The organism is Loktanella atrilutea, from assembly GCF_900128995.1.
Classification (GTDB): domain Bacteria; phylum Pseudomonadota; class Alphaproteobacteria; order Rhodobacterales; family Rhodobacteraceae; genus Loktanella; species Loktanella atrilutea.
This window is the reverse complement of record NZ_FQUE01000003.1, coordinates 319,936-333,144: the sequence shown is the minus strand read 5'-3', so window position 1 is coordinate 333,144 and position 13,209 is coordinate 319,936. Positions and strand designations below refer to the sequence as shown.

Genomic DNA, 13,209 nt, shown 5'->3' with positions numbered 1-13,209 from the left:
ACAGTATCAACGAGGGAAAACATGAAAAACATTCTGATGATGTCCGCAGCAGCGATCGTGACCGCTGGTGCCGCATCTGCCGACGTCAACCTGTCCGGCTACGGCCGCTTCGGTCTGACCTACAACGACGGCGTCCCCGCCGGCATTGCACAGACCCAGATCGACACGCGCTTCCGCCTGAACATCGACGCGTCGATGACCTCTGACGTTGGTGTCGAGTTCGGTGGCCGTGTTCGTCTGCAGTACGACGACAACAGCGCGACCTCGGTTCTGACGTCCACGCCGACCGCGACCGGCGGTGTTGTGAACACCACGACCACGACCGGCAGCGGCGCTCAACTGTCCCCGGCTGACCTCTATGCCAAGTTCGGCGGCCTGCGCGTCGACGTGGGCAACGTCGGCACTGCGTTCGACAACGCAGCCCTGATGTACAACTCTGAAGTCGGTTACATCGGCAACAGCAGCGGCGACCCGCTTGGTTCGTTCTACGCTTTCGCCAGCGGCCCCTACAATGCCAACCAGGTCAACCGCATGGGCGTGGCCGTGGCTTACTCCTTCGGCGCCGCAAACGTCCGCGCGTCGATCGTGAACCCGAACCAGCAGCTGGACGGCCTGCCGGGCGGTCAAGACATCGAGTACGGCATCTCCGGTGACTACGGCTTCGGCGCGTTCACCGTGTCCGCTGCCTACGTCGCCAACGGCGCCGGCATCACCGACAACGACAACTACTACATCGCTGCCGAGTATGCCATCAACGACGCCGGCACCGTCGGTCTGCAGTACTTCGACGATGGTGACACGTCCTTCAACGCCCCCGGCGACGAAGGCGAGCACTACACGCTGTACGGTTCCTACGTCTTCGGCCAGATCACCGCGAAGGCCTACGTGGCTCAGCGTCAGGGCGGCGCCGGCGATGACACCGCTTACGGTATCGGCGCTGACTACGACCTGGGCGGCGCTCTGCTGGCCGTGTCGGTCCGCGAAGACTACGACAGCAACACGCTGGCCGACTTCGGTGTGAAGTTCAACTTCTGATCCCCGGATCAGCTGTTACGGGAAGAGCGGGCCTTCGGGTCCGCTCTTTTCTTTTGGCGGGGCCGGACCTACACCACGCAGGAACCGAGGAGAGGCCCGTCATGCCCCTGAGCGACATCCAGACCCGCATCGCCGCCGCTGAAGCGCAGGCCGGGCGCGCGCCCGGCAGCGTGACGCTGATCGCCGTGTCCAAGGTGCAGCCGCTGGAGCGCGTGCGCGCCGTGCTGGACGAGGGGCAGCGTGTCTTCGGTGAGAACAAGGTGCAGGAAGCGCAGGGCAAGTGGCCCGACTTTCGCCGGGATTACCCGGGCATCGCGCTGCACCTGATCGGACCGCTGCAGTCCAACAAGGCCCGCCCCGCGATGGAGATCGCCGATGCGATCCACACGCTGGATCGGTCGAAGCTGGTAACGACCCTTGCGCGACTGGCGCAGGAGATGGGGCGGTGTCCCGATCTTTTCGTGCAGGTCAATACGGGAGAGGAACCGCAGAAGGCTGGCGTTCTGCCGGCAGAGGCGGATGCCCTGATTGCAATGGCGCGCAAGGCCGATCTGCCTGTCGTCGGCCTGATGTGCATCCCGCCGGCGGATGCGGACCCTGCCCCCCATTTCGCCATGCTGCGCGACATTGCCGCGCGCAATGGGCTTTCGGGCCTGTCGATGGGCATGAGCAGCGATTTCGAGGCGGCGATTGCCGCCGGTGCCACGCACGTCCGCGTGGGCTCCGCCATCTTCGGCGAACGGGTTGCCGCCCCATGACGGAACCGACCGACGCCTATGCCCCACCGCAGGACCCGCTGGTCGTACTGCACGACGACCATCAGGTCGTGCTGGTCGACAAGCCGGCGGGGCTCCTCTCGGTGCCGGGCAAGGGGGAGCATCTGGCGGACTGCCTGCTGAGCCGGGTGCAGGCGGTGTTTCCGACCGCGCTGCTGGTGCATCGGCTGGATCGGGACACCTCTGGCGTGATGGTCTTTGCCCTGACGCCGCATGCCCAGCGGCACCTGGGGCTTCAGTTCGAAAAACGACAGACGAAGAAGACCTACGTCGCCCGGGTCTGGGGCGAGGTGGCGGAGGCGACGGGAACCATCGATCTGCCGCTGATCGTGGATTGGCCGAACCGGCCGCGGCAGATGGTCGATCATGTCAACGGGCGGGCCGCGGTGACGGACTGGCGCCGGCTGAAGCGGTCCCCGGCCGAGACGCGGATGCGCCTGATGCCGCGCACGGGGCGGTCGCACCAGCTGCGCGTGCACATGCTGGCCATGGGGCATCCGATCCTGGGTGACCCGTTCTATGCGGAAGGAGCAGCCCGTGATTTCGACCGGCTGATGCTGCATTCGGAATCGCTGCAGTTCAGACATCCGGACGGCGGTGCGCCCACGAAGGTCACCGCGAAGGCGCCGTTCTAAGGCGCCTTCGGGCCGTTCTGGTGCCGATTTTTCGTCGACAAATCGGAGAGAAAACTTTCGTCGAAAGGTTTTCGGCTAGCCTGGTCAGTCGTTGGACCAGCCGCTGATCGCCTTGGCTTCGAGGAACTCTTCGATGCCCCAGACGCCACCCTCGCGGGCACGGCCGGACATCTTCATGCCGCCGAAGGGGGCGCCGGCGCCGCGGCTGGTGCCGTTCATCTCGACCATGCCGGATTTCAGCGCCAAGGCCATGCGGTTGCGCCGGGCGCCGTCCTGGCTTTGAACATAGTTGGTCAGGCCGTAAGGCGTGTCGTTGGCGATCCGCACGGCATCGGCCTCGTCCTCGAAGGGGATGATCGACAGCACGGGGCCGAAGATTTCCTGCTGAGCGATGGCCATGTCGTTGCTGACGTCCGCAAAGACCGTGGGCCGGACGTAGTAACCGCGGTTCACGCCCTCGGGCAGGCCGGGGCCGCCGGCGACGAGGCGCGCGCCCTCGTTGATGCCAGTCTCGATCATGCCCTGGATCTTGTCCCATTGGGACTTGTTCACGACGGGACCGATGTGGCGCCCTTCTTCCGTCGTCGGGCCGACGGTGATGGCACTGGCGACATCCGCCGCCTGGGCCACGGCCTGATCGTAGACCGACCGTTCCACCAGCATCCGGGTCGGCGCGTTGCAGGACTGGCCGGAGTTCTGCATGCAGTGCAGCACGCCGCGCTTCACCGCCTTGTCGTCGGCGTCGGCGAAGATCACGTTGGCCCCCTTGCCGCCCAGTTCCAGCGTCACGCGCTTGAGCGTGTCCGCAGCCGCCTTGCTGATCGCGATGCCGGCGCGGGTGGAGCCGGTGAAGGAGATCATGGACACGTCCGGATGGGCGGAGAGCTGGGTGCCCACGCCCTGCCCGTCGCCGTTCACGAGGTTGAAGACGCCCGCCGGCACGCCGGCATCGTGGACGAATTCTGCGAAGAGCAGCGAAGAGAGCGGCGCCTCTTCGCTGGGTTTCATCACGATGGTGCAGCCGGCGAGCAGGGCGGGGATCACCTTGAGCGTGACCTGGTTCATCGGCCAGTTCCACGGCGTGATCAGGCCCACCACGCCGATCGGTTCGAGCGCGATGCGATCGTTCGGGGCGTGGTCGCCAAGGGGCTTGATCCACTCGATCTGCTCGACCGCGTCGAGGAAGTTCTGCAGATGCCACGGCAGGCAGGTCGCCTGGCTTTCGCGGGCGAGCTTGATCGGGGCGCCCATCTCGGCGCGGATCGCCTCTGCCATCTCGTCCTCGCGCTTGCGATACTGGTCGAGGATCCCGGCGCAGTAGTCCGCCCGCTTCTGCGGGGTCAGGGCGGCCCAGGCGGGGAATGCGGCCTTGGCGGCGGCAACGGCACGGTCGGTGTCGGCCTGATCGCCCAGAGAGATGACGGCGCAGGGTTCCTCTGTCGCCGGGTCGATCACGTCGCAGTCGCGGGCGGCGGCGGGGGCGACCCAGGCGCCGTCGATGTAGAAGTCGCGTTTCTCGATCATGGGGGTCTCCTCGGGGAATGTTCGGCGCAGAGTGACAGTGCAGCCGCGGTTTCACAAGCATTGGCGCGGCGGGCGGGATTGCCTATGTAATTGACAACTGCAACCGACAAAGGAGCGACCGGCATGGCCCTGCGCATCAATGACGAAGTCCCGAACCTGACGATCGAGACCGACACCGGCGAGATCAAGCTGCACGACTGGATCGGCGACCAGTGGGCGATCATCTTTTCGCACCCCAAGGATTTCACGCCGGTCTGCACCACGGAATTCGGTGCCGTGGCACAGCTGGCCGACGAATGGGACAAACGCGGCACCAAGGTGCTGGGCGTGTCCGTCGACGGTGTGGAAGAGCACAAGAAGTGGAAGGTCGACATCGAGACCGCGGGCGGTGCCAAGCCCGGCTTTCCGATCGCGGCGGACCATGACCTGCAGATCTCGAAGGCCTTCGACATGCTGCCGGCCGAGGCCTATCTGCCCGACGGTCGCACGCCCAACGACACCGCGACGGTGCGCGCCGTGTTCATCATTGGGCCCGACAAGAAGCTGAAGCTGTCGATGGTCTATCCGATGAACGTCGGCCGCAACTTTGCCGAGGTGCTGCGCGCGCTGGACGGGCTGCAGACGGCGGCGGGGCGCGGCGTGGCGACGCCGGCGAACTGGAACGTGGGCGACGACGTGGTGATCCCGACCACCGTCTCGGACGCGGATGCCAAGGAGAAGTTCGGCGACTTCCGCACGGTCCTGCCCTATCTGCGCATGACCAAGCTGAAGTGAACGCAGGGCCGACCGAGGGTGCGGCAGGTCGGCGCTGGCTGAAGCTCGACACCCGCATCCTGCGGCATTTCGACGATGCTTTGGGCGAAGCGGGTGTGCGGGTGGACACCGGGACCGGCGCCGTTCTGCGCGATCTGGCGCGGCGGCGGGGGCGGTTTGCCGCGCTGTCTGCCGTCGCAAGGGCGCTGCGGCACCCGGCGCATGGCCTTGTCGTGGGGAACGTCACGCGCAAGCGGTTGCGCGTGCCGGCGGTTTTCGGCTGGCGCGCGTTGCGCGGCATCTACGGTTGGACGAAGGCGGTGCAGGCGCGCCTGCTGGAGCTACGGTTGATCGCACAGATGCGCGACGATCCCGATCTGGCGGCGCTGATCTACAACGGGTCGAACTTTCCCGAATCCGTGCTGGCGCAGGTCGCCGCAGATCTGGACCGCGCGCGGCTGACGGTAGAGGGCGGGTTCTTTCCCGACTCGATCCAGATCGATCCGCGCGGCGTCAACGCGGCGAACAGCGTCCCGCGCGATCCGGCCTTCTATATGGAGGCGGACGATGATTTCGCCGCAGATGGTTTGCCTGCATTGACCAAGACCCGCGTCGTGAAAGCGGGGGACGCGGCGGCGGCGACCGTGCCGAAAGACTATATCTTCGTCGCGTTTCAGGTGCCGTCGGACATGCAGGTCACGCGGCATAGTCCGTGGATCAAGGACATGGGAACCTTCTACGCAGAGGTTCAGGCCGCGGCCGACCGCAACCCGGCGCTGACCTTCGTCATCAAGGAACATCCCAGTTTTCCCTTGTCCGTGCAGGGCAGCCTGCCGCCGCACCCGCGGGTGATCTTTGCCAACGCGAACGTGACGCGCGACCTGATCGCGGGCGCGCAGGCCGTGGTGACATTGAACTCGACCGTCGGGCTGGAGGCGGTTTTCCTTGAGCGGCCCGCCATCATTCTCGGCGATGCCTGCTACGACATTCCGGGACTCGTCCGGCGCGCCCGTGACCGGGCGGAGCTTGACGCGGCACTCGTCGATCTGGCGACGGCCGGCCCGGACCCGGTGTTGCGGCGGCAGGTGCTGGGATGGCTGTGGAACCGCTATCTGGTGCGCGGCAGCTATGCCGCGCCGCCGCCAGACCTGCCCCGAGTGCTGGAACGGCAGTTGCGCCTGATGGAGACGGCGGGTCCGCGCAACGGCGGCCCGCAGGATATGTCAGACTAGAACAGGTAGACCTTGGTGCCGATCGGGACCATGTCGTAAAGCTCTGTCACATGGTCGTTCGTCAGGCGCACGCAGCCGGAGGAGAATCCGGTGCCGATGGTTTCGGGCTGCGGTGTGCCGTGGATGCGGTAATAGGTGTCGACGTTTCCGGAATAGAGGTACAGCGCCCGGGCGCCCAGCGCATTGCGGGGGTCGCCGCCGGGCAGGCCCTTGGCATAGGGGCCGTAGACCTCTGGTTCCAGCCGCACCATTTCCGGCGTGGGAATCCAGCTGGGCCATTCGCGCTTGCGCCGCACGGTCAGGACACCGGTATAATTCCGGTCCTCTGCCCCGAGGGCGATGCCGTAGCGGCGGGCGCGGCCGTTGCCGAGCGTCCAGTAGAGGTAGAAATCCTTCTTGATGACGTGGATCTCTCCCGCCGGGAGGTCGGGATTCACGTCGACCTCTTGCGGGAGGAAGCGTTCGGGCATGCCACCCTTCGGCTTGCCGAACAGGCGTGACAGCGGATTTGCTGCGACAGGGCCCGCAAATGCGGTCGCCATGGCACCGAATGCCAGAGCACGACGGGTCAACATGGAATTTGCCTCACTGCTATTGCCCGTGGATCGGGCTATTGCAGAGGGTCATATCATCCGAGTCGGGCGTGATTGAGGCAAATGTCGCAACAGTCCGGCTTTTGCGGCGGAGTGGGTCACTCGGGTGACAGATGTGGTGGACCGCGTCAGGAGCCCACGCTGCGCGCCTTGATCATTGCGACGCCGCTTTCACCCAGCGGAACGACGGCGAAGGGGCCGCCGTGGCACATATCCTCTGGATTCTGCGGATCCATCGGAGCGGCCTGTGCTAGGATGCGGGGCGCGTGGGTTTCCGCATTGTCCTGTGGGCGATAGCCGAGGAAGGACGCGCGGCTGTTGTCCACCGGCACCCGATCGTTGTCCGACACGCCCCAGACGACGGTGAAGCCGGTTGTCGGCGTCTCGATCGCAGCCGTCACCATGCGGATCAGGTCGCCGTGGCTTAGCCAGGTACCCAGCGCGCGGGCGTTGTTCGGCTTTTCCTCGCAGGAGTAGATCCGCATGCAGACGCTTTCGACCCCGCGCTTGTCCCAGTAGAGGCTCGCCAGATCCTCTGCAAAGCACTTGGCAAGGCCGTAGTAGGTATCCGGGCGGTGCCGGGCGGTGGTGTCGATGAAGTCGGTCTTGGGGTGCATGCCGACCGCGTGGATCGAGGAGGCGTAGACGACGCGGCGGACCTTGTGGCGATAGGCCGCCTCCCACACCGTGTAGGCGCCGACGATGTTGGATTGCAGGATGTCGTCCCAGGGCGCCTCGTCACCGATGGCGCCGAAGTGAACGACCATGTCGGCGCCGTCCATCACGCGCATGACCTGATCGAGGCTGGAGAGGTCGGCCTGCGCATAGGTCTCGTTCGGGGACAGGTCGGCCACGCTGTCGGCGATGTCGGTCGTGACCAGTTCGCGGCACATCTCGGCCAGTGGCTTGCGCAGGACGCCCCCCAGTTTGCCGGCGGCGCCGGTCAGCACGATCTTGTTCAGCATGGGGATGATCCTTCAGATGATGGCTTTTTCGACGATGGGGCGGTTCGCGGCGATGCGGGCATAGCCAAGGGGGGACAGGTCCAGCGTGCGATAGGCGCCGTGGGTGATCCATTCGGCCATGCCGCGCCCGAGGGCGGGCGATTGCTGCAGCCCGTGACCCGAAAAGCCGTTGACGAAGATGAAGTTGGCGACTTGCGGGTGCGGGCCGACGACGGCGTTCTGGTCAAGCGTGTTGTAGGCGTAGTGCCCAACCCATTGATTGATGACCTTCACCCGCTCGAACGCGGGGATGCGGGTGGCGATGGCGGGCCAGATCTTGTCTTCCCACAGACCGTTGTCGAAGGCGAAATCGTCAGGCTCGACCGCCGGATCATGGTCCGGATAGCCGCCGGCCATGTAGTAGGCTCCGTCAGTGCGAACGTGAACACCGGAGGGGTCGACGGTCAGCGGCAGGTCGCGGTCGAGCGGCTCCGCCGCCTGAAAGACGAACGTATAGCGTTTGCGCGGCTCGACCGGCAGTGTGATCCCGGCCATGGCAGCCGTGCGCGCGGCGCGGGGGCCGGAGGCGTTGACGACCCAGTCGCAGCTGACCTCTGCCCCTGATTTCAGCTGGATGGCGGTGACGCGATCGCCGTTGCGGGTCATGCTGGTGACCTCGTCCGTGACGAAGGTCACGCCCGCCCGCTTTGCGCCACGCTTCCACCAGTCGAACAGGCTGCCCCCGTCGAAGTATCCTTCGTTCACCGTGTTGTGGTTGCCGGCGAGGATGCCGTCGAGGTTGTAGAACGGATAGGCCGCCGCGATCTGGTCCGGCGTCATGTGCCGGGTTCCCGCCCCCAGTGCCGCCTGCACTTGCTGATTGGCCTTCAGTGCCGCGGCAAAGGCGGGCGTGTCGGCCAGATACATGTAGCCGAAGCTGTGCAGGCGCAGGGGGGGTGCATCCTCCATCCCGCTGCGGGCGCGGAAGTCCTGCACGTAGGCCGCGCCGTATTGCGAGATCTGCACGTTGAGGGCTTCGGAAAATTGCTGCCGGATGCAGGAATTCGTGTGAGAGGTGGAGGCGAAGGCGTATGTCGGGTCACGTTCGACCACCAGCACGCTGCCGTCAAAATCCGGATCCTTCGCCAGATGGAAGGCGACCGAGGCGCCATATATGGCGCCGCCGACGATCACCACGTCGTAGCGCGTCTTCATGCGGACAGCGCCACACCGGCGTCGCGCATACCCGCGATGGCCGCGTCCAGCGATCCGTCCGCGTCGATTGCCCGCGAAAGGTCGGTGCGAACGGTCACGTCGAAGCCAAGCAAGGCTGCATCCACGGCCGAGTAGTTGACGCAGAAATCCAGTGCGAGCCCGACCATCGTCAGCCGTTCGATCCCACGGGTGCGCAGATAGCCTTCGAGCCCGGTCGGCGTCCTGTGGTCGTTTTCGAAAAAGGCGGAATAGCTGTCGATTGCGGGGTTGTAACCCTTGCGGATGATCAGGTCGGCGTCAGTGCGCAGATGTCCATGGAAGTCCGACCCGAAGGTGCCCTGGATACAGTGGTCGGGCCAGAGGACCTGCGGGCCGTAGGGCATGTCGATGACCGTCATGGGATCGGCGCCGGGATGGCTGGAGGCGAAGGAGGCATGGCCGCGCGGGTGCCAGTCCTGTGTCAGGATCACGCTGCGAAAATCGTCCATCAGGGTATTGATGCCCATGACGATATCGTTGCCCCCGGTCACCGCCAGCGCACCGCCGGGGCAGAAATCGTTCTGCATGTCGATGACGATCAGGGCATGGGTCAGGGGCTGCATGACGGACCTTTCAACGCGGTTACGCCAAGGGGTAGAACCCCAGCCGGACCGGGTCAACGCCTGACAGGTTGAAGCCCCGGCACGGCTGGGCTAAAGGCGGCGGTTCGCACGCAAGGAACGCATCATGGCCACGCTTGGGATCGATTTCGGGACATCCAACACCGCCGCGGCGGTGATGGCAGGCGACGCCGTGTTCCGCATCCCGGTCGAGCCGGGCCGCGAGACATTGCCCACGTCCGTCTTCTTCGACATGGACCGCAAGCGGACCCTGATCGGCAGCGCGGCGAATGCCGCCCTTATCGACGGGCGAGAGGGGCGGTTCATGCGGGCGCTGAAGTCGGTTCTGGGCACGCCGCTGATGCGCGAACAGCGCCAGATCGCTTTCGAGAAGATGACCCTCCTGGAGGTCGTCGCGCGGTTCCTGTCCACCGTGCGCGAACGAGCCTATGATGCGACCCGGCTGGAGTTCGACAGTGCCCTGTCGGGCCGTCCCGTCCGGTTCCACCCCGACCCCGTGCGCCACGCGCAGGCGCTGGTCGATCTGGAAGAGGCCTATCGGATGGCTGGGTTCGAGCGCGTGAGCTTTCTGCCGGAGCCGGAGGCCGCCGCATTGACTGCAGGTCCGCTGGAGGTGGGGCAGTTGGGGCTGGTCGTCGATATTGGCGGCGGCACATCGGATTTCACGCTTTACCGGCAGGAGGCAGCGGCAATCCGCGTCCTGAACAGCCACGGCGTGCGGATCGGCGGGACCGATTTCGACCGCCTGCTGTCGCTGGCCCATGTCATGCCACTGCTGGGCCGCGGGGGCGAGGTGCGCAATGCCTTCGGCGAGGGCACGACGACGGCGCCCAATGCGATCTTCAACGACCTTGCGACATGGGAGAAGATTGCCTTTCTCTATACAGCCGAGACGCGCCGTCTGGTTGCCGATCTGGCGAAGATGGGTGTGGACCAGCAGGCCTTTGGCCGTCTGGACGCGTTGATAGAGATGGAACTGGGCCATGACATCGCCTTTGCGGTCGAAGCCGGCAAGATCGCCGCCAACGACACGCCGCGCGGATTGATCGATCTTGGCGTGCTGGACCGGGGGCTGACCGTGCCATTGCGTGCGCAGGCGCTGGGCGACACGCTGTCCGACCTGACCGCCGCCATCAGGGACGCCGCGTGGGAGACGCTGGGAGACACCGCGCCGCGCGACGTCGCCGCCGTCGTCTTCGTCGGAGGGTCGAGCCTGATGGGGACGGTGACGCAGGCGATGACGGACCTTTTCCCGCAGGCCCGACAGGTGCGGGCGCAGGCCTTTACCGCCGTCAGTGACGGTCTTGCGATGGCCGCCGCCCGCCTGACTTGAAGGCGGGCGCGGGCAGGCGTATGGCGGTGCCCATGTTCACCGTCGCCGCGCTTTATCACTTCACCCGGTTCCCGGATCCGGCGGCCCTGCGCCAACCCCTGCTGGACCTGTGTACCGCGCAGGGCATCAGCGGGACGCTGCTGCTTGCGGGCGAAGGGATCAACGGCACCATCGCGGGGTCGCGGGCGGGGATCGACGCCGTGCTGGCGCATCTGCGTGCCCTGCCCGGCTGCGCCGATCTGGTTCACAAGGAAAGTCAGGCGGCGGAGCAGCCGTTCAACCGGATGAAGGTCCGGCTGAAGCGCGAGATCGTCACCATGGGCCAGCCTGACGTCGACCCGCTGCAGGGCACCGGCACCTATGTCGCGCCGGCCGCGTGGAACGCGCTCATCACCTCTCCCGACGTGGCCGTGATCGACACCCGCAACGACTATGAGGTGGCGATCGGCACATTTGCGGGCGCCATCGATCCACAGACCCGCAGCTTTGGCGAGTTTCCGGCGTGGTGGGAGGCAAACAAGGACCGTTTCGCCGGCAAGCGCATCGCGATGTTCTGCACCGGTGGCATCCGCTGCGAGAAATCCACGAATTTCCTGCGCGGCCAGGGGGTGGAGGAGGTCTATCACCTGCAGGGCGGCATCCTAAAATACCTAGAGGACGTGCCGCGGGACGACAGCACGTGGGAAGGCGAATGTTTCGTCTTCGACGGACGCGTCAGCGTCGGGCACGGGCTGGTCGAGGGACCCCACATCCTGTGCCATGCCTGCCGCCGCCCGCTGCTGCCCGCCGATCAGGACCACCCCGCCTTCGAGGATGGCGTCGCCTGCCATCACTGCGTGGGCGAAACGACCGAGGTCGACAAGGCGCGGTTCCGCGAACGACAGAAGCAGATCGCGCTGGCCCGCGCCCGTGGCACGCGTCACATCGGATCCTTGTGAGGCCGATCCGGCGCCATCAGGACACCGGCCTTGCGCTGACGATCGGGGTGCTGTCGGGGCTGCTGGGATACTGGCTGCGCATGCCGCTGCCCTGGATGCTGGGTCCGATGATCGGCACCACCACCGCCGCCATACTGGGCTGGCCCGTGCGCGGCCCGGACAAGCTGCGCCCCATCGTCATTCCGGTGATCGGCGTGCTGCTGGGGTCCGGTATCACGGCAGAGCTGTTCGGCCAGCTTGGCAGCTGGGCGCTTACCCTGACGCTGCTGCCCCTCTTTCTTGCGGCGGCCGCCGCCTTTTCCTACGTCGTGTACCGACGGCTGGGTCGCTACGATCCGGTTACCGCCTTTTATGCCGCCATGCCGGGCGGGCTGAACGAGATGCTGATCCTCGGCGGTGCCGCCGGCGGGGACGAAAAGAAGATCGCGCTGGCCCACGCTGCCCGCGTGCTTCTGGTGATCTTTCTCGTCGTCCTTTATTTCGGCACCGTCCTTGGCGTGCGGTCCGGCGCGGGCGGGCGGGGATACGTGCCGCTGGATGCGCTGTCGCTGGCCGATTACCTGATCCTCGGTGCCTGTGCGGCGGGCGGCGTCACGCTGGCGCGGCGCCTGAAACTGCCTGCCGCCCCGGTTTTTGGCCCGATGATCCTGTCCGGCGCAGTGCATGTCGCGGGCTGGGTGGAGGTGGCGCCGCCGTCGGTCATCGTCGTCACGGCGCAGATCGTGATCGGCACGGTCATCGGCGCCCGCTTCGTCGGCGCCACCGTAAAAGAAATCGCAAGTGACCTTGCCATCGCCGCGGTGGCGACCTTCGGCATGCTGGCGATCGCCGTCCTCTTTGCAGAATCCGTCGCCCGCATCATGGGCATGCCATTGAGCCAGGCCTTCCTCGCCTACTCTCCCGGTGGACTGACAGAGATGTCGCTGCTGACGCTGACGCTGGGGCAGGATATCGCCTATGTCTCCGTGACGCATATCATCCGGATCACCGTCATCATCGCGGTCGCGCCGACCGTCTTTCGGCTGGCCCTGCGCCGGACCTGACGGTTCTGTTGCCACCTTGCACCGTGCGGTGCCGCGCTGCGGCATCGCTGTTCCCTCTGCCTGCGATAGGAGGTAGAACGAAAGGGAACCGCGACAGACTGGATCCCGCCATGCTCGAACGCCTGCTTTCCCTGTTCCAGACCGAACGCAAGGTCACCGAACTGCCAGAGGCCGATGCCCGCCACGCACTCGGCGCGCTGCTGGTGCGGGCCGCCAAGGTCGACCGCGCCTATCTGTTCGAGGAGGTCGAGGAGATCGACAATCTGCTGTCGCATATGTACGGCCTGAACAAGCTGGAGGCCGCGAAGATGCGCGCCCAGTGCGAAAAGCTGGAAGAGGCGATGCCCGATACCGAAACGCTGGCCCGCGTCCTGCACGACGCCATTCCGCTGGCAGAGCGCGAGGCCGCGGTCAGGTCGCTGTGGTCCGTGGTGCTGGCCGACGGCAGCGAGCAGCCGGAAGAGGGCGAATTCCTGCACCAGATCGAGCGGACGCTGGGTGTGTCCCCCAAGCGCGCGATGCACATCCATGCCGCCGCGGCGATGGAGGCGGGGCAGCTGTAGCCCCG

The 13,209-nt window shown here is 66.0% G+C and carries 14 protein-coding genes; 9 read left to right on the top strand and 5 right to left on the bottom strand.

Going from position 1 to position 13,209, the window contains the following annotated elements; all coding sequences use genetic code 11:
- Window positions 1-21: 21 nt before the first annotated feature.
- From BUA54_RS09385 to BUA54_RS09375, 3 genes are all read left to right on the top strand, one after another.
- Window positions 22-1,035: a porin gene (locus tag BUA54_RS09385; protein WP_072856974.1), complete on the top strand. Its 1,014-nt coding sequence runs from the start codon at window positions 22-24 to the stop codon at window positions 1,033-1,035.
- 101 nt (window positions 1,036-1,136) lie between these two features.
- On the top strand, window positions 1,137-1,793 hold the full coding sequence (locus BUA54_RS09380) for a YggS family pyridoxal phosphate-dependent enzyme (protein ID WP_072856973.1): 657 nt from the start codon (window positions 1,137-1,139) through the stop codon (window positions 1,791-1,793).
- Entirely contained in the window at window positions 1,790-2,446 is a 657-nt protein-coding gene (locus tag BUA54_RS09375; protein WP_072856972.1) for a pseudouridine synthase, read from the top strand. The genes BUA54_RS09380 and BUA54_RS09375 overlap by 4 nt, the downstream gene beginning before the upstream one ends.
- 84 nt (window positions 2,447-2,530) lie before the next feature.
- Here BUA54_RS09375 and BUA54_RS09370 read toward each other — a convergent pair whose 3' ends face one another.
- The gene (locus BUA54_RS09370; protein WP_072856971.1) at window positions 2,531-3,970 is read right to left on the bottom strand and encodes an aldehyde dehydrogenase family protein; all 1,440 of its coding nucleotides are present in this window, start codon (window positions 3,968-3,970) and stop codon (window positions 2,531-2,533) included.
- A gap of 123 nt (window positions 3,971-4,093) precedes the next feature.
- Here BUA54_RS09370 and BUA54_RS09365 point away from each other — a divergent pair, with 123 nt between their 5' ends.
- A complete protein-coding gene (locus BUA54_RS09365; protein ID WP_072856970.1) occupies window positions 4,094-4,744 on the top strand; it encodes a peroxiredoxin in 651 nt (216 codons plus the stop codon).
- Window positions 4,741-5,955, top strand: coding sequence for a capsular polysaccharide export protein, LipB/KpsS family (locus BUA54_RS09360; protein ID WP_072856969.1), 1,215 nt, complete (start codon window positions 4,741-4,743; stop codon window positions 5,953-5,955). The genes BUA54_RS09365 and BUA54_RS09360 overlap by 4 nt, the downstream gene beginning before the upstream one ends.
- Here BUA54_RS09360 and BUA54_RS09355 read toward each other — a convergent pair.
- The 4 genes from BUA54_RS09355 to pncA all read right to left on the bottom strand — a co-directional run bounded on the left by BUA54_RS09355 (window position 5,952) and on the right by pncA (window position 9,300).
- Complete coding sequence (locus tag BUA54_RS09355; RefSeq protein WP_072856968.1) at window positions 5,952-6,530, bottom strand: L,D-transpeptidase; 579 nt, start codon at window positions 6,528-6,530, stop codon at window positions 5,952-5,954. The genes BUA54_RS09360 and BUA54_RS09355 overlap by 4 nt on opposite strands.
- 146 nt (window positions 6,531-6,676) lie before the next feature.
- Window positions 6,677-7,510: an NAD-dependent epimerase/dehydratase family protein gene (locus BUA54_RS09350; RefSeq protein ID WP_072857057.1), complete on the bottom strand. Its 834-nt coding sequence runs from the start codon at window positions 7,508-7,510 to the stop codon at window positions 6,677-6,679.
- 15 nt (window positions 7,511-7,525) lie between these two features.
- Complete coding sequence (locus BUA54_RS09345; RefSeq protein ID WP_072856967.1) at window positions 7,526-8,707, bottom strand: NAD(P)/FAD-dependent oxidoreductase; 1,182 nt, start codon at window positions 8,705-8,707, stop codon at window positions 7,526-7,528.
- On the bottom strand, window positions 8,704-9,300 hold the full coding sequence (pncA, locus tag BUA54_RS09340) for a bifunctional nicotinamidase/pyrazinamidase (RefSeq protein WP_072857056.1): 597 nt from the start codon (window positions 9,298-9,300) through the stop codon (window positions 8,704-8,706). Before pncA ends, BUA54_RS09345 begins: the two co-directional genes overlap by 4 nt.
- A gap of 133 nt (window positions 9,301-9,433) precedes the next feature.
- Between pncA and BUA54_RS09335 the strand changes: the two genes are divergently transcribed.
- From BUA54_RS09335 to BUA54_RS09320, 4 genes are all read left to right on the top strand, one after another.
- The gene (locus BUA54_RS09335; RefSeq protein WP_072856966.1) at window positions 9,434-10,660 is read left to right on the top strand and encodes an Hsp70 family protein; all 1,227 of its coding nucleotides are present in this window, start codon (window positions 9,434-9,436) and stop codon (window positions 10,658-10,660) included.
- Window positions 10,661-10,692: 32 nt separating this feature from the next.
- Window positions 10,693-11,598 carry an oxygen-dependent tRNA uridine(34) hydroxylase TrhO gene (trhO, locus tag BUA54_RS09330; RefSeq protein ID WP_072857054.1) on the top strand — a complete coding sequence of 302 codons (906 nt, stop codon included), beginning with the start codon at window positions 10,693-10,695 and terminating at the stop codon, window positions 11,596-11,598.
- Entirely contained in the window at window positions 11,595-12,641 is a 1,047-nt protein-coding gene (locus BUA54_RS09325) for an AbrB family transcriptional regulator (RefSeq protein ID WP_245810603.1), read from the top strand. Before trhO ends, BUA54_RS09325 begins: the two co-directional genes overlap by 4 nt.
- 110 nt (window positions 12,642-12,751) lie before the next feature.
- Window positions 12,752-13,204 (top strand): tellurite resistance TerB family protein, encoded by a 453-nt coding sequence (locus BUA54_RS09320; RefSeq protein ID WP_072856965.1) that lies wholly within the window; start codon window positions 12,752-12,754, stop codon window positions 13,202-13,204.
- Window positions 13,205-13,209 lie beyond the last annotated feature (5 nt).

Excerpts from the sequence above, each read along its gene's own strand:
- BUA54_RS09385 (WP_072856974.1), top strand. The coding sequence starts at position 22 with ATGAAAAACATTCTGATGATGTCCGCAGCAGCGATCGTGACCGCTGGT.
- BUA54_RS09380 (WP_072856973.1), top strand. The coding sequence starts at position 1,137 with ATGCCCCTGAGCGACATCCAGACCCGCATCGCCGCCGCTGAAGCGCAG.
- BUA54_RS09375 (WP_072856972.1), top strand. The coding sequence starts at position 1,790 with ATGACGGAACCGACCGACGCCTATGCCCCACCGCAGGACCCGCTGGTC.
- BUA54_RS09370 (WP_072856971.1), bottom strand. The coding sequence starts at position 3,970 with ATGATCGAGAAACGCGACTTCTACATCGACGGCGCCTGGGTCGCCCCC.
- BUA54_RS09365 (WP_072856970.1), top strand. The coding sequence starts at position 4,094 with ATGGCCCTGCGCATCAATGACGAAGTCCCGAACCTGACGATCGAGACC.
- BUA54_RS09355 (WP_072856968.1), bottom strand. The coding sequence starts at position 6,530 with ATGTTGACCCGTCGTGCTCTGGCATTCGGTGCCATGGCGACCGCATTT.
- BUA54_RS09345 (WP_072856967.1), bottom strand. The coding sequence starts at position 8,707 with ATGAAGACGCGCTACGACGTGGTGATCGTCGGCGGCGCCATATATGGC.
- BUA54_RS09335 (WP_072856966.1), top strand. The coding sequence starts at position 9,434 with ATGGCCACGCTTGGGATCGATTTCGGGACATCCAACACCGCCGCGGCG.
- trhO (WP_072857054.1), top strand. The coding sequence starts at position 10,693 with ATGTTCACCGTCGCCGCGCTTTATCACTTCACCCGGTTCCCGGATCCG.
- BUA54_RS09320 (WP_072856965.1), top strand. The coding sequence starts at position 12,752 with ATGCTCGAACGCCTGCTTTCCCTGTTCCAGACCGAACGCAAGGTCACC.